This is a genomic window from uncultured Pseudoflavonifractor sp. (assembly GCF_944387275.1).
In the GTDB taxonomy this organism is placed as follows: Bacteria; Bacillota; Clostridia; order Oscillospirales; family Oscillospiraceae; genus Pseudoflavonifractor; species Pseudoflavonifractor intestinihominis.
This window is the reverse complement of record NZ_CALXEG010000022.1, coordinates 1-23062: the sequence shown is the minus strand read 5'-3', so window position 1 is coordinate 23062 and position 23062 is coordinate 1. Positions and strand designations below refer to the sequence as shown.

Here is a 23062-nt window from a genome sequence, read left to right as displayed (position 1 = left end):
TCAGAATACAGCCTCACATTGAGAACATATACGAAAAAGGAGGACACCTACATGCCAAACTGCAAGACCGTTGTGCCTTACAACGGAACACCTGAGCAGGAGGAACGGCTGCGTCAGGTCATCGCCGAGCACAAGGGTCAGCCCGGCTCCACCATGCCCGTGCTCCAGGCCGCTCAGGAGATCTTCGGCTACCTGCCCGAAGAGGTCCAGATCATGATCGCGGAGGGGCTGGACATTCCCCTCTCCGAGGTCTACGGCGTCGCTTCGTTTTACGCGCAGTTCTCCATGAACCCCAAAGGCCGGCATCAGATCTCCGTCTGCCTGGGCACCGCCTGCTACGTCAAGGGCGCGGCGGACATCCTTGCCGCGGTGGAGAAAAAGCTGGGCATCCGTCCCGGCTCCATCACCCCCGACGGAAAATTCTCTCTGGACGCCTGCCGCTGTGTGGGCGCCTGCGGCCTGGCCCCGGTCATGATGGTGGGGTCCGACGTGTACGGCCGCCTCACCCCCGACCAGGTTGGGCCGATTCTGGACAAATACGAGTGAGAAGCGCTGAGCCGCCGAGCAGGGGAGCCTGGACCGGAGCGAGGGCGAGCAGCGGGCCGCACAGCGGCCCGGAGACCAGCCCGAGCCGCAGGGAAGGCGACCCGACCGCGAGGCGTGGGAAGCGTGACAAATAAGCCAGCCCCAGGGAGGGCGGAATTATGAAAGAGCTTTCCCTTCATATTCTGGACATTGCCCAGAACTCCATCTCCGCCGGTTGTACCCGGCTGGAGCTGTCCCTGACCGAGGGGGAGGGCCAGCTCGTTCTGGTCATCGGAGACAACGGCCGGGGCATGTCGCCCGAATTCCTGGCCTCCGTCACCGACCCCTTTACCACCACCCGTACCACCCGCAAGGTGGGGCTGGGGCTGCCCCTTCTCCGCCTGACGGCGGAACAGACCGGCGGCAGCCTGACCATTGAGAGCACGGTGGGGGTGGGTACCACGGTGACCGCCCGTTTTTGCAGCGGCCACATCGACTGTCCGCCCCTGGGCGATATGGCGGGCACGGTGGCCCTGCTGGTGCAGGGCGCGCCGGAGGTGGACACCATCTACACCCACACCACGGACCGGGGTTCCTTCACCTTTGACACCCGGGAGATCCGCTCTGTGCTGGGGGAGGGCATCTCCCTGGCCGAGCCGGAGGTGGCCATGTGGATGCGTGGCTATCTGGAGGAGCTGGAGCAGTCCGTTTGATCACAGCGCGGGAGGTTGCCTCCCGCTGACAGGGCCGCGGCGGGGTCTCCCCGTGCCGGCGGCAGCCCGGGGGATGCCCCAGGGCGGAAACCAACTTGTTTGAATGGGGGATGAATTCGTGAAAAGCCTGGAAGAACTGAAGGCCATCCGGGACCGGATGCAGAAGCAGGTCGGTCTGCGGGAGTCCGATGAAAATACCATCCGCGTCGTGGTGGGCATGGCCACCTGCGGCATCGCCGCCGGCGCCCGGCCCGTTCTGGAGGCCTTCCTGGAGGAGGTCAACAAGCGGGAGCTGAAGAACGTCACCGTCACCCAGACCGGCTGCATCGGCGTGTGCCGCCTGGAGCCCATCGCCGAGGTGTACGTCCCCGGCGAAGAGAAAGTCACCTACGTCAAGCTCAAGCCCGAGATGGTGCCCAAGATCGTGGCCGACCATCTGGTCAACCGCCAGGTGGTGACCGAGTACACCATCGGCGCTGCGGAATAAAGGAGGGTATGCGGCATGAATCTGGTTCGATCCCACATCCTGGTCTGTACCGGCACCGGCTGCACCTCCTCCAACAGTCTGAAGATCATCGAGGCCTTCGAGCGTGAGCTGGAGGCCCAGGGCATGGCCAAGGAGGCCCAGGTGGTCAAGACCGGCTGCTTCGGCCTGTGCGCCATGGGCCCCATCGTCATGATCTACCCCGAGGGCGCCTGCTACACCAAGGTCACCCCGGCCGACGTGCCCGAGATTGTCTCCGAGCACATTGTCAAGGGCCGTATCGTCCAGCGGCTGCTCCACATGGAGAGCGACGAGGGCGGCACCGCCACCAGCCTGTCCGAGACCACCTTCTACAAGCACCAGCTGCGCATCGCCCTGCGCAACTGCGGCGTCATCAACCCGGAGAATATCGACGAGTACATCGGCGTGGACGGCTACGCCGCCCTGGGCCGCATTGTCACCGAGAAGATCCCGCCCCAGCAGATCATCGACGAGATCCTGGCCTCCGGCCTCCGGGGCCGGGGCGGCGCCGGCTTCCCCACGGGCCGGAAGTGGCAGTTCACCCACGACGCCGTGTCCCCCGACGGGGTGAAGTTCGTCTGCTGCAACGCCGACGAGGGCGACCCCGGCGCCTTCATGGACCGCTCCGTGCTGGAGGGCGACCCCCACAGCGTCATCGAGGCCATGGCCATCGCCGGCTACTGCATCGGCGCCCAGCAGGGCTACATCTATGTCCGCGCCGAGTACCCCATCGCCGTCAAGCGGCTGGAGATCGCCATCAAGCAGGCCAAGGAGTACGGCCTGCTGGGCGACAACATCTTCGGCTCCGATTTCTCCTTCAACCTGGAGCTGCGCCTGGGCGCGGGCGCCTTTGTCTGCGGCGAGGAGACCGCCCTCATGACCTCCATCGAGGGCAAGCGCGGCGAGCCCCACCCCCGTCCTCCCTTCCCCGCCAACAAGGGCCTGTTCCAGCGGCCCACCCTGCTCAACAACGTTGAGACCTACGCCAACATCACCTGGATCCTCAACAACGGCGCGGACAAGTTCGCCGCCATCGGCACGCCCAAGTCCACCGGCACCAAGGTCTTCGCCCTGGGCGGCAAGATCACCAACACCGGCCTGGTGGAGATCCCCATGGGCACCCCCCTGCGCACCATCATCGAGGACATCGGCGGCGGCTGTCCCAACGGCAAGAAGTTCAAGGCCGCCCAGACCGGCGGCCCCTCCGGCGGCTGCATCCCCGCCAGCCTCATCGACACCCCCATGGACTACGACTCCCTGGGCGCCATCGGCTCCATGATGGGCTCCGGCGGCCTCATCGTCATGGATGAGGACAACTGCATGGTGGACATCGCCAAGTTCTTCCTGGAGTTCATTGTGGACGAGAGCTGCGGCAAGTGCTCCGTGTGCCGTATCGGCACCAAGCGCCTGCTGGGCCTGCTGACCAAGATCACCGAGGGCAAGGGCACCCTGGAGGACCTGGACACCATCGAGGAGCTGTGCTACCACCTGAAGTCCAGCGCCCTGTGCGGCCTGGGCCAGACCGCCCCCAACCCGGTGCTGTCCACGCTGAAGCACTTCCGGGACGAGTACGTGGCCCACGTGGTGGAGAAGCGGTGCCCCGCCGGCGTGTGCAAGAACCTGCTGCGGTACACCATTGATCCCCAGTTGTGCAAGGGCTGCACCCTGTGCGCCAAGAACTGCCCGGCGGGCGCCATCTCCGGCGCGGTGCGGGCGCCCCACGTGGTGGATCAGAGCAAGTGTATCAAGTGCGGCGTGTGTATGGACAACTGCCGCTTCGGCGCCATTCACAAGGGCTAAAGGAGGGGAAAGAAGATGGAACAGAAAATGGTCAATCTGAAAATCGACAATATCCCGGTCTCCGTGCCCGCCGGCACCACCGTGCTGGAGGCGGCCCGAAACGCGGGTATCAAGATCCCCTCCCTTTGCTTTCTGAAGGACATCAACGAGATCGGCGCCTGCCGTATCTGCGTGGTGGAGGTCAAGGGCGCCAAGAGCCTGGTGGCCTCCTGCGTGTACCCGGTCAGCGAGGGGATGGAGGTCTTCACCAACACGGAAAAGGTCCGCCACTCCCGTCAGCTCACCCTGGAGCTGATTCTGTCCAACCACCGGATGGACTGCCTCACCTGCGCCCGCAGCGGCCGCTGCGAGCTCCAGGATCTGGCCCGGGATCTGGGCATTGACGCCGTGCGGTACGCCGCCGACGGCCTGGTCCCCCAGATCGAGGACTCCGCCCCCCACCTGATCCGGGACAACTCCAAGTGCGTCCTGTGCCGCCGGTGCACCGCCGTGTGCCGCAAGACCCAGGAGGTGGGCGTCATCGGCTGCAACGACCGGGGCTTTGCCACCCACGTGGGCTGCGCCTTTGACCGGGACCTGAACGAGGTGGACTGCGTGTCCTGCGGCCAGTGCATCGTGGCCTGCCCCACCGGCGCCCTCCAGGAGAAGGACGACACCGCCAAGGTCTGGGCCGCCCTCAACGACCCCACCAAGCACGTGGTGGTGGGTCCCGCCCCCTCCATCCGTGTCACCCTGGGCGAGTGCTTCGGCATGCCCATCGGCACCAACGTGGAGGGCAAGATGGTCACCGCCCTGCGCCGCCTGGGCTTCGACAAGGTCTTTGACGTGGACAACGCCGCCGACTTCACCATCATGGAGGAGGGCACCGAGTTCCTCCACCGCCTCCAGGAGGGCGGCACCCTGCCCCTCATCACCTCCTGCTCCCCCGGCTGGATCCGGTTCTGCGAGCAGCACTACCCCGAGATGATCCCCAACCTGTCCACCTGCAAGTCCCCCCAGCAGATGTTCGGCTCCCTGGTCAAGAGCTACTATGCCGAGAAAATGGGCATCAACCCCCGGGACATCGTGGTGGTGTCCGTCATGCCCTGTACCGCCAAGAAGTACGAGGTCCGGCGGGAGGAGATGCGTCAGCACGGCTGGCTGCCCGTGGACATCTCCCTCACCACCCGTGAGCTGGGCCGCATGATCACCCGGGCCGGCCTGCTGTTCCAGAACCTGCCCGACGGCGAGTTTGACGAGATGCTGGGCCTGTCCACCGGCGCGGCCACCATCTTCGGCGCCTCCGGCGGCGTGATGGAGGCCGCCCTGCGCACCGTGGTGGAGATCGTCACCAACGGCGAGATGAAGCCCCTGGACTTCACCGAGGTCCGCGGCATGACCGGCATCAAGGAGGCCACCTACGAGCTGCCCGGCAAGACCGTCCGGGTGTGCGCGGTCTCCGGCCTGGCCAACGCCAAGAAGGTGCTGGACGGCGTCAAGTCCGGCGAGATGCAGTACGACTTCATCGAGATCATGGCCTGCCCCGGCGGCTGTATCAACGGCGGCGGCCAGCCCATCCAGCACGCCGACGTGCGCAACTGGACCGATATCCGCTCCCTGCGGGCCAAGGCCCTCTACACCCAGGACGCCGGCATGACCTACCGCCGCAGCCATGAGAACCCGGTGCTCCAGCAGGTCTACAAGGAGTACCTGGGCGAGCCGGGCGGCCACCGGGCCCACGAGCTGCTCCACACCACCTATATCCCCCAGAAGCGGTACCGCACAGAGTGATCCGTTTTCAGCCGGGGCGCGTCGTCTGACGCGCCCCGGCTTTTTCATTCGAAATCCGGCCTCAAATCCTTCTGCTTCGAATTAATTGAGCCAGTTGGGGTTTTTTTCTCCGCTTGCCGCTGATATAATAATTTTAGAGAAAAAACCTGTTTTTTGTTCCTTAAATTGTAAGTTATATACATAGGAGGCTGCTCTATGACTCTGGACAACCTGTGCGCGCGGTACCCCGCCCTGGCCCTCCAGCTCCGGCAGCTCCCGCCCCGCCTGCTGGAGATCTCCACACTGGTACAGTTCACCTCCGGTCAGAAGGTGGTGGTGCGGGACGAGCCGGTGGAATACGTCTACTACGTTCTCTCCGGCGAACTTCTGGTCTGCAACGAGACCATGGAGGGCAAATTCTCCGCCTGGATGACCATGCACGCCCCCACCCTGATCTCCGAGCTGGAGATCCTGGCCGGCATCGGCACCTATGCCGCCAGCGTCTCCGCCGCGGCCCGGTGCATCGCCCTGCGGTCCTCCGCCGAGGAGTTTGCCCAGCTGCTCCGCAGCGACGTGGACTTTCTCTGGTCCGTGGCCCAGGTTGTGAGCCGGAAGAACTTCGCCCTGTCCCACAGCCGGGGCAACGCCGCCTTCCGCTCCAGCCTGGACAAGACCGCACTCTTCCTGCTCCAGCACTGCGTCCTCGCCCCGCCGGGAGACCGGGAGTCCGTGGTGCTCAAGACCCGCTCCCGCATCGCCAGCGAGGTCATCATCAGCCAGAAGACCCTGGACCGCTGCCTGATGCGCCTGCGGGACGAGGGCTACCTGTCCATCGTGCGGGGCAAGGTCCGAATCAGCGCGTCACAGCATCAGCGGCTGTTGGATACCTGGGGTCCCTCCTGCTGAGGCTGTTTTGCGGCATTATCAGCCCGTGAAAGAAGGAGGCAAACAAACGTGAAACGCGCCATGAGCATCCTGACAGCAGCCGCTCTGCTGCTGTCCCTGACTGTATCCGCCCTGGCCGCGGAGACAGAATCCCTCCCCTGGTACGCAGAAGCACAGGCCTATGTGATGAAAGAAGGCATTATGACCGCCGTGGATGGAGATTTTCAGCCCAGCGGCCCGGTGACCCGTGGGGTGGTGTTCCAGACCCTCTACCGTATGGCCGGCACGCCGGTGGCCCCGACCGCCAGCTTTACCGACACGGCGGGCACCTGGTACGCCGACGCGGCGGGCTGGGCGGAGTACACCGGCCTGGCCGCCGTGCCTGACAGCAAGCTCTTTGACGGCGACCGGCTCATCACCCGGGGCGAGCTGGCAGCCATCTTCTACCGTTACGGCCAGCAGGTGGCCCTGCTCACCTCCCCCGAGGGCGGCCCCGACCTGACTGCCGCCCCTGACTGCGCCGACGTGGGCAGCTGGGCGGCGGAGGGGATGAAGTGGTGTCTGGCCACCGGGGTGCTGTCCGGCAAGCCGGGCGGCCTGCTGGACCCCAACGGCACCGCCGTCCGGGCAGAGCTGGCCCAGATGCTGTTCAAACTCTCCCAGGTGGAGCCCCTCTATCCCGACGCCAAGCAGGTCCGCCTGCTGGCCACCAGCGATCTCCACGGCTGGTTCGTCCCCTGGGACTTCGCCCTGGATCAGGCAAACACCTCCGGCAGCCTGACCTACCTGGCCACCCGGTTCGGCCAGGAGCGGGCCAAGAACAAAAATGTGGTGCTGGTGGACTGCGGCGACGCGGTGCAGGCCAACTACGTGGAGTACTTCATCGACCACGACTCCAACCCCATGATCGCCGCCATGAATGCCCTGGACTACGACCTGTGGACCTGGGGCAACCACGAGTACAACTTCGACCTTGCCCGCCGGGCCAAGCTGGCGGCCCAGTTTGACGGCGCGGTCCTGTCGGGCAACGTGTACCTGAAGGGCACGGACAAGCGCTATATGCCCGCCACCACCGTGGTGGAGCGGGACGGGGTCCGGCTGGGCTTCATCGGCCTGACCACCCCCCTCATCCAGGAGTTTGAGGCGGGCAAGGGCACCCTGGACCAGGTGGACGTCCACAACCCCATCGGGGAGACCAAGCTGGCCATCCAGGAGCTGAAGGCCCAGAACGTGGACGCCATCATCGGCGTGTTCCACATGGGTCTGGACCGGGAGAACGACGTGGAGGGCTCCAGCGTCAGCGACATCGCCAACGCCTTCCCCGAGCTGGACGTGATCGTGGCGGGCCACGCCCACCAGCTGGTGCCCAGCCGGACGGTCAACGGCGTGCTCATCACCGAGCCCCAGAACTACGCCAAGGTCTACTCCGCCGTGGATCTGACCCTGGCCCCCGACGGGGACGGCTATAAGGTGGTATCCAAGCGGGCCTGCGCCATCCCCGCCGGCCACGAGGAGGACCAGGCCATGGTGGAGCGGATGGCCCCCTACAAGACCGAGCTGAGCGGCTATGTCAACACCCCCATCGGCACCCTCATCAACAGCGACCTGAACGGCACCGACAAGATCAAGGGCATCTCCGCCGGGTACACCGAGGCCACCGGCATCTGGAACCTGCTCTTCTCCGCCGCCATGCACTATTCCGGCGCCCAGGCGGTCATCCTCAACACCGACTATGAGAACGCCGGCTTCCCTGTGGGCGACGTGAGCATCAAGAGCATCTCCTCCAGCTACTCCTACTCCGGCGGTGAGATCACCGTCTACAAGGTGACCGGTAGGGACCTGAAGGCCCTGCTGGAGTACAGCGCCCAGTACTTCAATCAGATCAAGCCCGGCGACCTGACGGTGAGCTACAATCCGGAGCGCCGCCAGTCCAAGTACAGCACCAACAACATCGGCGGCGGCATCACATACTGCCTGGACCTGACCCAGGAGGCGGGCAGCCGGGTGAAGGACCTTTGCCTCATCACCGACTACCACGAGGACGGCACCCCTGTGCTGGACGACAAGGGCATGCCCAAGACCACCCCCATCACCGACGACATGGAGATCCTGCTGGGCACCAACTCGTACAGCATGAACAAGTGGCTGGGCGAGGGCGGCTGTCTGGCGGGCCGCCAGCTGGAAATCGTGTTCAGCTCCTCGGAGAAATGGGGGGACGACGGCACGGTCCGCGCCCTGGCCATCCGCTACATCAAGGAGGCCCTGAAGGGCACCGTGGACGGCGACGCCTTCAACTATGACAACTGGCATCTCTACACCGGCATTGACGAGACCTCTCCCGCCTACCTGAAGGCAGTGGAGCTCATCAACAACGGCACCCTCACCCTTCCCGCCCTGGAGAACGGCCGAACCAACGTCCGCTCCATCACCGAGGCGGATGTGGCGCCCTATCTGTAACCGCGCACCCGCACCCAGGCGGGGCGACCTCTGCGGCACCATCTGCCACACGCAGGAAAAAGGGGACCTTTCAGGGTCCCCTTTTCCTTATTCTCCACGTTTTTTGCTAAAAGCGGCCTATTCTCTCCTCCATTTTCCCATTTTAGCCAATTGTCCAATTCCATGTTGCTTTTTTTACCGCGATTATGTAAAATAAAAAACAGAACTCTCTGACTTCACTCTTCTGGAGGCGTCACATATGGATCTCACCAGCTATCGCGAGAGCAGCAAGAAAGTCGCGGAATTTCTCAATAAGGTCCCCCCTGTTCTGCTGGACAGCGGCACTCTGGTCCGGGTCCCCGCCGGACAGGTGGTGGTGCGGCAGGAGGAGCCGGTGAAGTACGCCTGGTTCCTGCTCATGGGCGAGCTGCTCACCTTCAGCGAGACGGAGGACGGCAAGAAGTCCAGCTTCATCACCCTGGACGCCCCCAGCATGCTCTCCGACCTGGAGCTGCTGGCCGACATGCCGGTCTACGCCTCCAACGTCATGGCCAACACCGACTGCGACATGATCCGCTGCGACGCCGCCCTGGTCTCTCGCTGGCTGGACAACGACCTGCCCTTCCTGCGGATGGTGTCCGCCCTGTGCAACCGCAAGACCTATGACAACTCCTACTACCGGGGCAAGTCCGCCTTCCGCTCCAGCCTGGACAAGGTGGCCATCTACCTGCTGCGGTACTGCTCCCTGACCCCGCCCACCGCCGTCCGGGAGACCGTGGTCACCAAGACCCGGCAGACCATGTCCAGCGAGCTCATCATGAGCGCCAAAACCGTGGACCGCTGCCTGCAGCAGCTCCAGGACGGCAACTACCTCTCCATCGTCCGGGGCAAGGTCCACATCACCGCGGACCAGTACGCCCGCCTGACGGAAAACTGGGGCAGGACCGACTGACCGCCTTCCTCTGCCGTCCCCTCCGCCCGCTGTCCCGCCAAATGAGGACAGCGGGCGTTTTTCTGCCGTTTTTCCCAATTTGGAAGGAAGTTTTACCCTGCTTTTCTCCGAGAACAGCCGTGTGTCCGTTGCTTTTTTCCCGTCTCTGGTGTAAAATACCTCTGACTTGCCGCATACTATGGCCTGAACGCTGAAAAAGGAGGTTCCTGGGTATGGATGAACGTGTGAGAGAGCTGCTGGATCGGGTGAGAGGCACCGCCCTGTCCGTAGGTGAGGCGGCGGGCACCACTGCCCGTTATGCCGCCAAATGCGCCGGGCAGACTGTGGATATCGCCAAGCTGAACATGAAGATCTTTGACCTGAAGACCGACATCAACAACCTGCTGCGGGAAGTAGGCCAGACGGTCTATGATACCCATCTGGGCCGCACCGCCGACCAGTCCGCACTGGACGGCATGCTGAGCCAGATCGACGAGAAGAATCGCGCCATCGACGAGCTGAAGGACCGCATCGCCGCCCTGAAGCACGCCAAGGAGTGCCCCGACTGCGGCGCCTCCTGCGGCCGGGACGACAAGTTCTGCAAGAACTGTGGCCGGCCCTTCTGACGTCGGGCGGATTTGACCCCTTCCACTCCATTCACGCCGGGCGGCCCCTCCGCCCGGCTCCACCCACTACAAAGGAGGACAAGCGTATGAACTATACCTTTGCCCAGTACCAGGAGAGTGCGGAATACATCCGCTCCAAGATCGGCGACTTTACCCCCAAGGCTGCTATGGTGCTGGGCTCCGGCCTGGGCTTCATGGGCGACGTGGTGAAGGACCCCATCGTGGTGCCCTACAGGGAGATCCCCCACTTCAAGGCCTCCACCGCCCCCGGCCATAAGGGCCAGCTGGTGTTCGGCTACCTGGAGGACAAGCCCGTGGCCGTGATGCAGGGCCGCATGCACCACTACGAGGGCTACTCCTATGAGGAGGTGTCCTACGCCGTGCGGGTGCTGCGCCTGCTGGGGGCCGACACCCTCATCGTCACCAACGCCGCCGGCTGCGTCCGCACCGACTGGAAGGCCGGCGACCTGATGCTCATCACCGACCACATCAAGATGTTCTCCGAGTCCCCCCTCCGGGGCGAGAACCTGCCCGAGTTCGGCGTCCGCTTCCCCGACGCCTCCAAGCTCTACACCCCCGCCCTCCAGGACCTGGCCCGCGAGGCCGCCGGCGAGCTGGGCATCCAGCTGCGTGAGGGCGTCTACTTCTACTGCTACGGCCCCCAGTACGAGACCCCCGCCGAGGTGCGGGCGGTCCGCATCCTGGGCGGCGACGCGGTGGGCATGTCCACCGCCCCCGAGGTCATCGTGGCCGGCCACTGCGGCATGCAGGTGCTGGGCTTCACCCTGCTGAGCAACATGGCCGCCGGCATCCTGGACCAGCCCCTCAGCGAGCAGGAGGTGCTGGACGCCGCCGAGGCCTGCAAGGACAAGTTCTCCCGGCTGGTGCTGGCCTGTCTGAAGAAGCTGTAAGATAACCGCTCCCTGGGAGACGGCGCCGGACTCCGGCGTCCGTCTCCGCGGTTTTTTCCCGACTGAATTCTGAGATAAGGGGGTTTTCCCATGTCTGTTCTGTTTGAAAACGCCACCGCCGTGCTGATGGACGAGAAAAACACGGTGCTGGAGGGCGCTTTTGTGGCCGTGGAAGGGGATAAGATCTCCTATGTGGGCGCCCAGCGGCCCCAGGGGACCTTTGACGAGGTCATCGACGCCGCCGGCAAGGTGCTCATGCCCGGCCTGGTCAACGCCCACACCCATGTGCCCATGACCCTCATGCGGGGGTACGGCGACGGCAATAATCTCCAGGACTGGCTGACCAAGTTCATCTTCCCGGTGGAGGACAAGTGGGACGGCCGGGCCATCCGCTCCGCCGCCGCCCTGGGCCTGGCGGAGATGATCATGTCCGGCACCACCTGCCTGGCCGACATGTACATGTTCTGCGACGAGATCTGCCAGGAGGTGGCCGCCGCGGGCATCAACGCCAATATCGCCCGGGGCGTCACCGCCTTTGACGCCGCCGCCGACTTCGCCACCTGGACCTCCTGCGTGGAGACCCGGGAGCTGGTGGACAAGTGGCACGGGTACAACAACGGCCAGATCCTCATCGACGCCTGCATCCACGGCGAGTACACCTCCTGCGCCGCCCCTCAGATCTGGGACAGCGTGGCCCAGTACGCCAGGGACAAGGGCCTGGGCATGCACATCCACATCTCCGAGACCAAATCGGAGCACGAGGAGTGCCTGGGCCGCTGGGGCATGACCCCGGTACAGGTGATGGAGAAGCACGGCCTGTGGGATGTGCGGGCCATCGCCGCCCACTGCGTGTGGACCACGCCCGACGACTGGGCCATCATGGCCGAGCACGGCGTGTCCGCCATCCACAACCCCTGCTCCAACCTGAAGCTGGGCAGCGGCGTGGCTCCGGTGATCGGCATGCGGAAGGCCGGGGTCAACGTGGCCATGGGCACCGACGGCGTGTCCTCCAACAACACCACCGACCTGTTTGAGGACATGAAGATCGCCGCCATGCTCCAGAACGGCGTGGAGCACGACCCCCTGGCCCTGCTGCCCTCCGACGCCCTGCGGATGGCCACCGTCAACGGCGCCAAGGCCCTGGGCCGGAACACCGGCCGCATCGCCGTGGGGTGCGACGCCGACCTCATCCTGGTGAACTTCAACCACATCAACCTGGTGCCCCGGCACGACGTGATCTCCAATCTGGTCTACGCCGCCCACGGCTGCGACGTGGCCATGAATATGTGCCGCGGCAAGGTCATATACAAGGATGGGGTGTTCCTCACTATCGACATCGACCGGGTCAAGCGCGAGGTGGAGGAGTACGCCCTGCCCCTGCTCTTCGGCTGAGCCGCCGCAACCAACACAGCCGCCCGGCGGCTGTCCGCTGAAAGGAATGTAGCCCTTGTCAAACGCAGAAAAGAAAAGTACCTTTTTCGGCGGCGCGGCCATTCTGGCCGTCAGCGCCATTCTGGTGAAGGTCATCGGCGCCATCTACCGCATCCCGCTGGGGAACATCCTCTCCGATGAGGTGATGGGCGACTACAACAGCGCCTACAACATCTATAACTTCTTCCTCACCATCTCCACCGCCGGCCTGCCCGTGGCCCTGTCCAAGACCATCTCCGAGGCCAATGCCCTGGGCCGCCACAACCAGGTCCAGCGCACCTTCCGGGTGGCCTTCTTCACCTTCCTCACCCTGGGTCTCATCAGCTTCTTCTGTATGACCGTGCTGGCCGCCCCTATGGCCCAGGTGGTCATCAGCAACCCCAAGGCGGTGTACTGCGTCATGGCCCTGGCCCCGTCGGTGCTGTGCGTGTGCGTCATGTCCGCCTTCCGCGGCTACTTCCAGGGCCACTTCAACATGATGCCCACCGGCATCTCCCAGGTCATTGAGGCCTTCTTCAAGCTGGTGGTGGGCCTGGCCCTGGCCCTGTTCCTGGTCAAGGTGGCCCTGAAGCCCGAATTTGGCAGCGTGGGCGCCATCATCGGCGTGTCCTGCGGCAGCGTGGTGGCCCTGGTCTATATCCTGTTCCTCTTCTTCCGGGACCGGAGCCGGCGCCGCCGCCTCCACGCCACCGACAAGCCCGACAGCTCCGGCCGCATCCTGGCCACCCTGCTGAAGCTGGCCATCCCCATCACCCTGGGCTCCGCCGCCACCTCCCTGGTCACCCTCATCGACACCAAGCTGGTCATGAGCCAGCTCCAGAGCGTGTACCAGACCGTGGACGGCCTGGACAAGGCCGCCGCCCTGGACGCCGCCCGCGGCCTCTACGGCATCTACTCCAAGACCATGTCCATCTACAACCTGCCCTTCTCCATGATGGTGCCCCTCACCGCCTGCATCATCCCCGCCGTGTCAGCCAGCCTGGCCCGGCATGACCACCTGGGCGCCCAGAAGGTCAGCGAGTCCGCCCTGCGGGTGGGCCTGCTGCTGGCCCTGCCCATGGGTATGGGCCTGTTCGCCCTGGGCGGCCCCATCATGGGCCTGCTGTTCCCCTCCATCGACGTGTCCGTAGCCGGCCCCCTGCTGTCCATGCTGGGCCTGGCCTCCATCTTCGTGGCCCTCCAGCTGCTGTGCAACTCCATCCTCCAGGCCAACGGCATGGTCAACCTGCCCATCCTGGCGGTGATCATCGGCGGCGTGGTGAAGGTTGTGGTCAACTTCATCCTGGTGGGCAACCCGGACATCCGCATCAACGGCGCCCCGGTGGGCACCCTGTGCTGCTTCATCGTCATCAGCGCCCTGGAGATCTTCATCATCCGCCGGTCCATCCCCGCGCCCCCCAGCTTCCTGCGGGCCTTCCTCAAGCCCTTTGTGCCCTCGGCCATCATGGCCGCCGCCGCCTGGGCCACCTACGGCCTGCTCACCAACTTCCTCCACTTCGGCAACGCCCTGGCCACCCTGGGCGGCATCGGCGTGGGCGTGGTGGTGTACCTGGTGCTGGTGCTGGCCCTGCGGGTCATCTCCCGGGAGGATCTGGCCCTCATGCCCAAGGGCGACAAGATCGCCAAGATCCTGCGCATCAAATGACCCGGCGCACTGCGCCGTCCCTGTGTCAGCCGCCCCGCACCATGGCGGGACGGCTGACCTCTTTCCCGTTCATTTTCCGTCACGAAGGATAAAAAAAGGCAAAAAGCGCTTGCAGGAGTGTACAAAGTATGGTAGATTTTCAGTACAAGGATTCCTATGATGTGAACGATTTGGTGGAAATTGTGCGGATCCTCCGCTCCCCCGGCGGCTGCCCCTGGGACGCGGAACAGACCCACGAGAGTATCCGGCGGGACTTCCTTGAGGAGGCCTACGAGGCCGTTGAGGCCATTGACGAGGGCAGCACCGAGCACCTGAAAGAGGAGTTGGGCGACGTGCTCCTCCAGGTGGCGCTCCACGCCCGGATGGAGGAGGAGCAGGGCTCCTTTGACCTGAACGGCGTGGCCGACGGGGTCTGCAAAAAGCTCATCTACCGCCATCCCCACGTGTTCGGCGACGTGGCCGTCTCGGGCACCGGGGAGGTCCTCACCAACTGGGAGGCCCTCAAGCGGAAGGAGAAGCACCAGGCCACCCACACCGACGCCCTCAACTCCGTGGCCCGCTCCCTGCCCGCCCTGTGGCGGGCCGAGAAGGTACAAAAAAAGGCGAAAAAGGCCGGCTTCGACTGGCCGGATGTGTCCGGCGCGGTGGACAAGCTGTCCGAGGAGCTCAGCGAGTTCAAGGCCGCCGTGGCTGAGAACAGCAACGTGGAGGAGGAGCTGGGAGACCTGCTCTTCTCCGCCGTCAACGCCGCCCGCTTTGTGAAGGTGGACCCGGAGGCTGCCCTCCAGAAGGCCACGGAGAAGTTCATCGCCCGGTTTCGCCGGGTGGAGGAGCTGGCGGGCGACCGCCCCATGGAGGACATGGATCTGGCGGAATTGGACAAGCTATGGGAGCAGGCCAAGCACCAGGCTTAACAGCGGAGACGCTTTAAGTGATAAACGCGGCGGAGAACCGCTGCCAGAATGTAGGAGGAATTTTTACCATGAATAAAGCCGAACTCATCAACGCCGCCGCTGAAAAGGCCGGCCTTTCCAAAAAGGACACCGAGAACGCCCTCAACGCCGCCCTGGATGTGATCGCCGCCGCTCTGGCCGAGAACGACAAGATCCAGCTGGTGGGCTTCGGCTCTTTTGAGGTGAAGAGCCGCGCCGCCCGCATCGGCCGCAACCCCAAGACCAAGGAGAGCATCGAGATCCCCGCCTCCAAGGTGCCCGTATTCAAGCCCGGCAAGGCCCTGAAGGACGCCGTGGCCCAGTAAATTCGTCCCACATGGAGCGGCTCCGGGATGCCCGGAGCCGCTTTTTTCAGAGAGGAGTTTTCCCATGCGACTTGATAAATGGCTCAAAGTCTCCCGCCTCATCAAACGCCGTACCGTGGCCAATGAGGCCTGCGACAACGCCCGGGTCACTGCCAACGGCCGCCCGGTCAAGGCCTCCTACGACGTGAAGGAGGGAGACGTGCTGGAGATCCGCTTCGGTGAGAAGGCCGTGCGGGTGGAGGTGCTGGCCGTGTCCGAGGCCGTGAAGAAGAACGACGCCCCCGCCATGTACCGGGAGCTGGCATAACAGCTTTCTTTGCTGCCCCATAATAACAGCAAAGCATCCCCTTCCCCTGTTCTGTAAGCAGGGGAAGGGGATGCTTTAAAACATTATGTAGCCAGCAGGTCAGACAGGTCCGCAATCACGTCCTCTGAGAGCTTACACTCCTTGTCGCCCATCCAGGCCCACCCGGACGACAAATTCAAATCATACCTTGTCTGGTCAAGGCCGACAACGGTATACTCCGGGAGACCGTCGCAGGTCTCTTTGTCATAGCTGAGACCGCTGAGCAGCGTCAGAAGTTCCCGCGCCGGATTCCCACTCAGTTGATAGGTGTCTCCGCTCAGGTCTATGCTGCATGTAACTGTGAGTGTGGGGGTGCATACGCCTTCCCCGATGCCGCCCGTCTCGGGCTCGGGCGTGCTCTGTTGGATGGCGGAGTCTTCCGCCGTCTCCAGGGGCTGGGTCTCTCCGCAAATCCATCTGTTTTCGCTTTCCTTTCCAACATCTGCACCTTCTTCAGCGCACCCGCCCACAGACAGGGCAATCGCCAGCGCAAAGCACAGGATTACGAATTTTTTCATTGAGCCTGCCTCCCATTTTTTATCATTTTAGACGTAAAAAACATGGGAATGTTCCAACCTTCAATATGCCATACAGCACAAAAGAGCCGTGCGCACCTTCCAGTGCACACGGCTCTTTTCGTCTTTTCCTTACTCGATGGCCCCGAAGTCCTCAAAGGGCAGCACCACAAAGATCGCCCGGCCGATGACATACCGCTCGTCAATGACTCCCAGCCGCACGTCCCGGCTGTCGTTGGAGTGGTTGCGGTTGTCGCCCATGACAAAGATGCAGCCCTCTGGCACGGTCACCGATGTGATGCTCATATTGGGGTCGCTGGGCTGGCGCATGGGCTCGCCCAAGTAGCTGTCGTCCACCTTCTCCCCGTCCACGTAGACGCAGGAGGCGTTGTAATCGATCTCCACGGTCTGGCCCTCGGTGGCGATGACACGCTTCACAATGGGTCCTTCGGCGATCTCAGAGGGCTTGGTGAGCACCACCACGTCTCCCTGCTTGGGGGTGTAGCCCAGCTCCTGGATGACCATCATGTCCTTGTCGTACAGGGTGGGCTCCATGGAGTGGCCCGACACATAGATGAACCGGCCCACAAAGGTAAAGATGAGGATGATGCACACCAGCGCCATGACCAGGGCCTGGAGCCAGTCGTACAGCGCCTGGGGCAGGGCAGGGCCCTGCTCCTCCTCTGTCTCAGGTTGCTTTTCTTCCGCCATTGGTTATGCCTCCTAATGGATTGTTTTCAGGTGCCCCAGCGGCAGCAGCACCGCCTTGGCCTCCCCCAGCACACAGCGCAGGTCCACCGTGCCCAGATCGGGATGGCGGCTGTCCGAGGAGTGGTTCCGGTTGTCCCCCATGACAAAGATCTCCCCTTCGGGCACTGTCACGGTCTCCACCGGGTCGGAGAAGTAGGGCTGGGCCATGACCTCCACCACATAGGGCTCCTCCAGCTGCACCCCGTCCACGCTGACGCTGTTTTCCGTATAGTCGATGACAACGGTCTGCCCCTCGGTGGCGATGACCCGCTTCACAATGGGCTCGGCGAGGAAGGATTCCTGGGTCAGCACCACGATATCCCCCTGCTCCACACCGGCCGAACCGCTGCGCAGCAGCAGCATGTCCCCGTTGCGGAGGGTGGGCTCCATGGAACTGCCTGACACGGTGACCACCCGCCCCACATAGGCGAAGCACAGCACCACTGCCACGGAGATGAGCACAAAGGCCTGGAGCCAGAGGTAGAGATCCCCCTTGACGGCGTCGATCCCCTTCAGGCTCAGAATTTCGGGTTTCAGCTCACGCTTTCCCCGGGCCATGCCCTCATCTCCCATTCCATAGATATATTATTATACCGCGCCCGCCCCCGCATTGCAAGAAACAGCCTGCCGAAAAACCAATTCCGGCAGGCTGTGGTCTGTTTCTTTTCCGGCCTCTCACTGTCCGCCGGAGAGGGTGAGCACCTTCACGTCCTCCGCGCCCCTGAGGCACTCCGCCTCCCGGCCGTGGCAGGTGAAGAGCAGGATCTGCCGCTCCTCCCCCAGCTCCCGCAGCAGGTCCAGGGCCAGGGCCATACGGCTGTCGTCAAAGGCGTCCAGGGCGTCGTCCAGCACGATGGGCGCCGGGTCCTCGGCGGGCAGGGCCAGGCGGCACACCGCCAGCCGCACCGCCAGATAGACCTGCTCCGCCGTGCCCTGGGACAGCAGCAGGGTCCGCCGGGGCAGGGGGCTGTCCGCCTCCTCGGCGGAGGCCTCCAGCTCCCGGGTCAGGGTGACCTTGCTGTACTTGCCGCCGGTGAGCCGGGAGAGCAGCGCTCCCGCCCTGGCGTTGAGGGCCGGGGAGAACCGGGACCGGAGCTGGCTGTTGGCCTCCGCCAGTCCCTCCAGGGCCAGGTTCAGGGCGGCGTACTCCTCCCGGCGGCGGGACAGCTCCTCGGTTAGCTCCTCCCGCCGGGACTGGAACAGCACCGGGTCTCCCAGGGTGTTCATCTCCCCCTGGGCCATGGCCTGGAGACTGCGCAGCCGGGACAGCTCCCCCTCGGCGGAGGAGAGGGCGGCGGCGGCCTCCTGGGGGTCGAAGTGCTCGGGGAGCGCCCCGTCCGGGTCCCCCTCCACCTCAACAGCCTGGGGCTTGGGCAGGCTGGCGGCCAGCTTCTGGGCCCCGGCCAGCCGCACCCGGGCGGTGGACAGCCGTTCCTCCAGGTTCAGCGCCCGGGAGATGGCGGCGGACACGCCGAAAAAGTCCCGCACCGCGGGCTCAAAGGTGTGGACCAGGTCCATCAAATCCCCGGTCAGCTGATCCCGCTGGGCCATGAGCCGGCGGCGGGTGTCCGCCACCGCCTCGGCGTTCCGTCTGGCCTCCTGGGCGGCCACCCACTTCTCCCGGAAGGCGTTGGCCCGGGCCATGATATCGTCGGGATACTCGGCGGCGTACCGGCTGAGCAGCTCCTCGGCCTGGGCGGTCAGGCTGCCCGCCCTGCCCCGGCTCACCGCCAGGGACACCGCCGCGCCGATGACCAGCACCGCCGCCCCGGCGATGGGCAGAATGTACCCGGTCTGGGGCAGCAGGAACCAGCCGGCGGCGGCCAGGGCCGCGCCCACAGCCGCGGAGGCCGCCGCACCGGCCCATCCGGCCCGGGAGACCCGGGCGGCCTGAGCGCGGCACTGGGTGACCTGGGCGCTGTGGCCCGAGGCCTGCTGCCAGGCCTGGTCGGCGGTCATGTCCGGGAAGAGCTGGTCGGCGGTGGCCTCCTGGGCCGCCCGGGCCTTCTCCTCCGCCTCCTGGACCTGGCTCTCGGCCAGCTTCAGGTTGGCGTTTACCGTCTTCAGATAGGCCAGGTCTTCCTGTGCCTTGCGGAGAGTGTCCCTGTCCGGGGGCGCGCCGTGGCGGTTCTGGTCCGCCTCCAGGGAGGCAACCTCCTTCCGGGCCTTCTCCAGCTCGGCGGCGGCCTCATCCCACATGCGCCGCCGCTCCCGGTTCTCCCGGCTCTGCCAGGTGGCCAGGGCGGCCTTCAGGCTGTCCCTCCAGCCGGTCAGCTCCTCCATGTCCCGGCGGGCCTCCTCCGCCTGGCGGGCAGCCTGCTTCTGCCGGGCCAGGGTGTCGTCCAGAAGGGCCCGCTCGCTCTCCAGCCTGGGGATCTGGCCGCTCTTGTTGTACTTTCTCCGCCGGAGCCACTCCTTCAGCGTGTCCTCCACCTGGGAGTAGGACACGTCCTCCTCCCCCGAGGACACCAGGGCGGCGATGCGCCGCTCCAGCTCCCCGTCGGCGGAGATGGCCGCGCCCCCCTGGCCCACAAAGGCGGACTTCTCAAACACGGACCGGGACACCCCCAGGATGGTCTCCCCGCAGTTGGCGGCTGTGAGGCCGGGGACGCTCTCGCCGGTGTCGCTGTACACGGCGGAAAAGGCGCCGAAGGGGGTGGTCCCCTTGGGACCCCGCCGGATGGTGATCTGTTTTCCCTGCCACTCCAGCTCCAGGGCGCCCTCCATGGCGCTGCCCGACCAGGGCTGGTAGCGGTTCTTCTCGGCGATATAGTCCTGCCGGTCCCGCTCCCGGGTGGGAATGCCGTAGAGCATGGAGCGCAGGAAGGCGCACCATGTGGACTTTCCGCTCTCGTTGGGGGCCTGGATCAGATTCAGGCCCGGGCCGGGCTCCAGCACGGCGTGGTTGAGGCGGCCAAAGGTGGCCGTCATCCTGATGATTCTCATGGACAGCAGTCCTCCCCGTTTTCCAGTGCCGCCAGGCCGAAGCGGACGGCTTTTTCCACCAGGGCCCTGTCCTCGTCGGTGTCCGCCTGGGCCAGCCTGGCCTGCATCTGCCGCAGGAACAGCCCGGTGAGGGTGTCCTCCTCGGCCCGGCTCCACAGGTCCCGGCGGACCCGGGTCCGGTCCCGGAGGGTGACGCTGTAGAAGCAGGGCTGGGCCACCGCCTCCAACGCCTCCAGGTCCAGGCCCTCCACGCCGCTCTCCCCGGTGAGGATGATGCGGTAAATGTCGTTCTCCCCGTCCCTGGGCAGGGCGGCGGCCAGGGTCTCCGCCGGGTCCTCTCCGCCGGACAGGTCCACGGTGAGGACCTGATAGCGCCGGCGGCACAAGGGCACGAAGCGGGCGGAGACATTGCCCTTCTCCGCCTCCACCACCAGCACGCCCTTGTCCCCCAGCTCGTCAAAGCCCCGGCCCTCGGTACAGCCGGGGTAGGCCCACCAGGTGTTCCCCTCCTTCTGGAGGCCGGAACAGGCGTGGACGTGGCCCAGGGCCAGGTAGTCCAGGCCGCTCCCGGCGATGTCCGCCCGGTCAATGGCGCCGTACCGCCCCTTGCCGTCCACGTCGCCGTGGAGGACCATCAGATGGAGCTTCCCGTCCTCAGGGGTGGAAAAGCCCTTCAGCGGGGACTGGTCGCAGGTGGGGGCGGTGAAGGCCGCGCCGTGGACGGCGCAGTTCAGCCCGGGCACTTCCACCGTCTCCACGGTGGAGCGGGAAAAGATGTGTACGTTCTCCGGCCAGGACCCGGCGCTCCAGATGGAGCGCTGGGCGTAAAAGTCGTGGTTGCCCGGGGCGATGAACACAGGGACCTTCATCTCCCCCAGGGCCCGGGCCAGGGCCTGGACGGTCTCATAGCGGGCCAGGCCGCTGTCCAGCAGATCGCCGGACAGCAGCACCAGATCGGCCCGCTCCGTCTCGGCCAGCTCGGCCAGACGGGTGAGGAGCTGCCGCTGCTCCTCCCGCCGCTCCGCCGCCCGCTCGGGGGGCAGAGAGGCAAAGGGCGCGTCCAGATGCATATCAGCGGCATGGATCAGTTTCAGCATGTTTGTCTCCTCCGGCTTTTTCTTCCGGTCAGTCCCGGATGTCCACCCGCTCCACGGACACGCACCGCCTGGTCTCCGTGTCGATGGAGAAGAGCACGCTCTCCAGCTTGCAGTCTCCCCCCGCCGACTCGTACCGCTGGGGCAGGCCCCCCAGGAAGCGGTTGATGGACTGCTGGGGCTTGATGCCCAGTACGGAGCGGACCGGGCCGGTCATGCCCAGGTCGGTGACAAAGCCGGTGCCCTTGGGCAGGATCTGGGCGTCGGCGGTGGGCACGTGGGTGTGGGTGCCCCACACCGCCTGGACCCGGCCGTCCAGATAGTAGCCCATGGCCCCCTTCTCGCTGGTGGCCTCGGCGTGGAAGTCCACCACCGCGATGTCGGCGCCGCCCTCCTTCAGCAGGCGGTCGGCCACGGTGAAGGGGTTGTCGAAGTTGGAGTCCATCTCGCACCGGCCGATCAGGTTCATCACCCCGATGCGAACCCCCCTGGGGCCCTCATACACCCCCCAGCCCCGGCCGGGCACCCGGCTGGTGTAGTTGGCGGGACGGAGAATGTACTGGTTCTCGTCCAGGAAGGGGGCGATCTGGATGCGGTTCCAGGTGTGGTTGCCCAGGGTGATGACGTCGGCTCCGGCATCAAAGATGTCCTGGGCCTGCCGGGGCAGGATGCCCACGCCGGAGGCGTTCTCCCCGTTGACCACGGTGAAGTGGACGTCGTGGAGGCGCTTTACCTGGCGCAGGTGCTTGGAGAGATAGTTCAGGCCGTCGTCGGAGGTGACGTCCCCCACGGCCAGCAGATTGAGTATCATGGCTGTTCCTCCTGCCGGATGACCAGCTCGTCGTAGCCGGTCTCCGGGTCAAATTCTGTGTCAAAGCGGACATCGGGCAGCTCCAGTACCACGATCTCCGCCGTTGTGTTGACGATGCACCCCGCCATCAGGTGGCCCCCCAGGGTGGTGAGGTCCTCCCGGGACAGGGAGATGTGCAGATGGGTCCGCCGCTCGGACAGGGTGCCCATCAGGGAGACGATCTCCAGGGGCTCGTCCAGGGTGCGTACGGTGACGCCCGAGGCGTCCCGTATCCGGGCCCTGGTGACGCAGCCCACGCCGGACACCACCGCGGCCGCCGGGATGCGGCGCTCTCTGGCGAATTCCTCCAGCTTTTCCAGCAGGTCGTCCCCCCGCCGGAGCCGGAAACAGTAGGTCTTCATGGCGCAGACCTCCCTTCTCGCCGCCTCTCCGCCGGGGAGAGGTGGGACTTCTATTATATGCGATTTTTCCAGCCAGGGCAATGCGCTTTCTGTCAGGGCGGCGTTTTTCATTTGCCTCCCGGGGCAGGATGGGGTACAATGGTGCGGGATGTCCGGCGGCCTTGGACATCTTAAAAAGTTCTTAAACCTTTCCGTTCTTGCCGCTTAAAGTTTTCATGCTAGTATCATTTCAGACATGGGGTGAACAAGTTGTACAACATTCTCATCTGTGACGACGACAGGGACATTGTCTCCGCCCTGGATATCTACCTCACCAGCGAGGGGTACAAGACCTACAAGGCCTACGACGGCCTGGAGGCGCTGAAGATGGTGGACCAGTACGACATCCAGCTGGTGCTGCTGGACGTGATGATGCCCGGACTGGACGGCATCCGCACCACCGCCAAGCTGCGGGAGAGCAAGAACATCCCCATCATCCTGCTCACCGCCAAGAGCGAGGACTCGGACAAGATTCTGGGCCTGAACATCGGCGCCGACGACTACATCACCAAGCCCTTCAACCCCATCGAGGTCATCGCCCGGGTGAAGAGCCAGCTGCGGCGATACACCACCCTGGGCGGCCGGGAGAAGACCGAGGACCATGTGATCCGCAACGGCGGCATCGCCCTGGACGACGGGGCCAAAGCGGTGACCGTGGACGGGGAGGCCGTGTCCCTCACCCCCATTGAGTACAACATCCTCAAGCTGCTGCTCAAGAGCCCCGGCCGGGTGTACTCCACCAGCC

23 protein-coding genes are annotated in these 23062 nt (G+C 64.9%); 16 read left to right on the top strand and 7 right to left on the bottom strand.

Annotated features, from left to right (window positions below; translation table 11 throughout):
* Window positions 1-51: 51 nt before the first annotated feature.
* The 15 genes from nuoE (at window position 52) to Q0K23_RS06970 (ending at window position 15722) form a co-directional block, all read left to right on the top strand.
* Window positions 52-546 (top strand): NADH-quinone oxidoreductase subunit NuoE, encoded by a 495-nt coding sequence (nuoE, locus tag Q0K23_RS07040; RefSeq protein ID WP_294519788.1) that lies wholly within the window; start codon window positions 52-54, stop codon window positions 544-546.
* A gap of 158 nt (window positions 547-704) precedes the next feature.
* Window positions 705-1238 carry an ATP-binding protein gene (locus tag Q0K23_RS07035; RefSeq protein ID WP_294519785.1) on the top strand — a complete coding sequence of 178 codons (534 nt, stop codon included), beginning with the start codon at window positions 705-707 and terminating at the stop codon, window positions 1236-1238.
* A 118-nt stretch (window positions 1239-1356) separates the two neighbouring features.
* Window positions 1357-1725: a ferredoxin gene (locus Q0K23_RS07030; RefSeq protein WP_294519783.1), complete on the top strand. Its 369-nt coding sequence runs from the start codon at window positions 1357-1359 to the stop codon at window positions 1723-1725.
* Between the two features lie 15 nt (window positions 1726-1740).
* Window positions 1741-3543 carry an NADH-quinone oxidoreductase subunit NuoF gene (locus Q0K23_RS07025; protein ID WP_294519781.1) on the top strand — a complete coding sequence of 601 codons (1803 nt, stop codon included), beginning with the start codon at window positions 1741-1743 and terminating at the stop codon, window positions 3541-3543.
* Between the two features lie 15 nt (window positions 3544-3558).
* Window positions 3559-5313 (top strand): NADH-dependent [FeFe] hydrogenase, group A6, encoded by a 1755-nt coding sequence (locus Q0K23_RS07020; RefSeq protein WP_294519778.1) that lies wholly within the window; start codon window positions 3559-3561, stop codon window positions 5311-5313.
* A 195-nt stretch (window positions 5314-5508) separates the two neighbouring features.
* Entirely contained in the window at window positions 5509-6198 is a 690-nt protein-coding gene (locus Q0K23_RS07015) for a Crp/Fnr family transcriptional regulator (protein WP_294519776.1), read from the top strand.
* A 48-nt stretch (window positions 6199-6246) separates the two neighbouring features.
* Window positions 6247-8634, top strand: a complete 2388-nt coding sequence (locus Q0K23_RS07010; RefSeq protein ID WP_294519773.1) for a bifunctional UDP-sugar hydrolase/5'-nucleotidase — start codon at window positions 6247-6249, stop codon at window positions 8632-8634.
* Window positions 8635-8872: 238 nt separating this feature from the next.
* Window positions 8873-9565 (top strand): Crp/Fnr family transcriptional regulator, encoded by a 693-nt coding sequence (locus tag Q0K23_RS07005; protein WP_294519770.1) that lies wholly within the window; start codon window positions 8873-8875, stop codon window positions 9563-9565.
* Between the two features lie 212 nt (window positions 9566-9777).
* Window positions 9778-10170, top strand: a complete 393-nt coding sequence (locus Q0K23_RS07000; RefSeq protein ID WP_294519768.1) for a zinc ribbon domain-containing protein — start codon at window positions 9778-9780, stop codon at window positions 10168-10170.
* Window positions 10171-10256: 86 nt separating this feature from the next.
* On the top strand, window positions 10257-11081 hold the full coding sequence (locus Q0K23_RS06995) for a purine-nucleoside phosphorylase (protein WP_294519764.1): 825 nt from the start codon (window positions 10257-10259) through the stop codon (window positions 11079-11081).
* Window positions 11082-11171: 90 nt separating this feature from the next.
* The gene (locus Q0K23_RS06990) at window positions 11172-12473 is read left to right on the top strand and encodes an amidohydrolase (RefSeq protein ID WP_294519762.1); all 1302 of its coding nucleotides are present in this window, start codon (window positions 11172-11174) and stop codon (window positions 12471-12473) included.
* A 55-nt stretch (window positions 12474-12528) separates the two neighbouring features.
* Window positions 12529-14157: a polysaccharide biosynthesis protein gene (locus tag Q0K23_RS06985; protein WP_294519759.1), complete on the top strand. Its 1629-nt coding sequence runs from the start codon at window positions 12529-12531 to the stop codon at window positions 14155-14157.
* A 128-nt stretch (window positions 14158-14285) separates the two neighbouring features.
* Complete coding sequence (gene mazG / locus Q0K23_RS06980) at window positions 14286-15071, top strand: nucleoside triphosphate pyrophosphohydrolase (protein WP_294519756.1); 786 nt, start codon at window positions 14286-14288, stop codon at window positions 15069-15071.
* Between the two features lie 68 nt (window positions 15072-15139).
* Entirely contained in the window at window positions 15140-15415 is a 276-nt protein-coding gene (locus Q0K23_RS06975) for an HU family DNA-binding protein (protein WP_294519753.1), read from the top strand.
* 64 nt (window positions 15416-15479) lie between these two features.
* On the top strand, window positions 15480-15722 hold the full coding sequence (locus Q0K23_RS06970; protein WP_006573264.1) for an RNA-binding S4 domain-containing protein: 243 nt from the start codon (window positions 15480-15482) through the stop codon (window positions 15720-15722).
* Window positions 15723-15805: 83 nt separating this feature from the next.
* On the opposite strand, the gene Q0K23_RS06965 is transcribed toward Q0K23_RS06970, so the two are convergent.
* From Q0K23_RS06965 to Q0K23_RS06935, 7 genes are all read right to left on the bottom strand, one after another.
* The gene (locus tag Q0K23_RS06965) at window positions 15806-16279 is read right to left on the bottom strand and encodes a hypothetical protein (RefSeq protein WP_294519745.1); all 474 of its coding nucleotides are present in this window, start codon (window positions 16277-16279) and stop codon (window positions 15806-15808) included.
* Between the two features lie 129 nt (window positions 16280-16408).
* Window positions 16409-16987: a signal peptidase I gene (lepB, locus tag Q0K23_RS06960; protein WP_294519742.1), complete on the bottom strand. Its 579-nt coding sequence runs from the start codon at window positions 16985-16987 to the stop codon at window positions 16409-16411.
* A 12-nt stretch (window positions 16988-16999) separates the two neighbouring features.
* Entirely contained in the window at window positions 17000-17584 is a 585-nt protein-coding gene (gene lepB, locus Q0K23_RS06955; protein ID WP_294519740.1) for a signal peptidase I, read from the bottom strand.
* 117 nt (window positions 17585-17701) lie between these two features.
* On the bottom strand, window positions 17702-19972 hold the full coding sequence (locus Q0K23_RS06950) for an ATP-binding protein (RefSeq protein ID WP_294519737.1): 2271 nt from the start codon (window positions 19970-19972) through the stop codon (window positions 17702-17704).
* Entirely contained in the window at window positions 19969-21069 is a 1101-nt protein-coding gene (locus Q0K23_RS06945; RefSeq protein WP_294519734.1) for a metallophosphoesterase, read from the bottom strand. Before Q0K23_RS06945 ends, Q0K23_RS06950 begins: the two co-directional genes overlap by 4 nt.
* Window positions 21070-21097: 28 nt before the next feature.
* Window positions 21098-21877, bottom strand: a complete 780-nt coding sequence (locus Q0K23_RS06940) for a TIGR00282 family metallophosphoesterase (RefSeq protein ID WP_294519731.1) — start codon at window positions 21875-21877, stop codon at window positions 21098-21100.
* The gene (locus Q0K23_RS06935; RefSeq protein WP_294519729.1) at window positions 21874-22278 is read right to left on the bottom strand and encodes a PPC domain-containing DNA-binding protein; all 405 of its coding nucleotides are present in this window, start codon (window positions 22276-22278) and stop codon (window positions 21874-21876) included. The genes Q0K23_RS06940 and Q0K23_RS06935 overlap by 4 nt, the downstream gene beginning before the upstream one ends.
* 249 nt (window positions 22279-22527) lie before the next feature.
* Between Q0K23_RS06935 and Q0K23_RS06930 the strand changes: the two genes are divergently transcribed.
* On the top strand, window positions 22528-23062 hold a 535-nt coding region (locus Q0K23_RS06930), incomplete at its 3' end, for a response regulator transcription factor (RefSeq protein ID WP_294519726.1).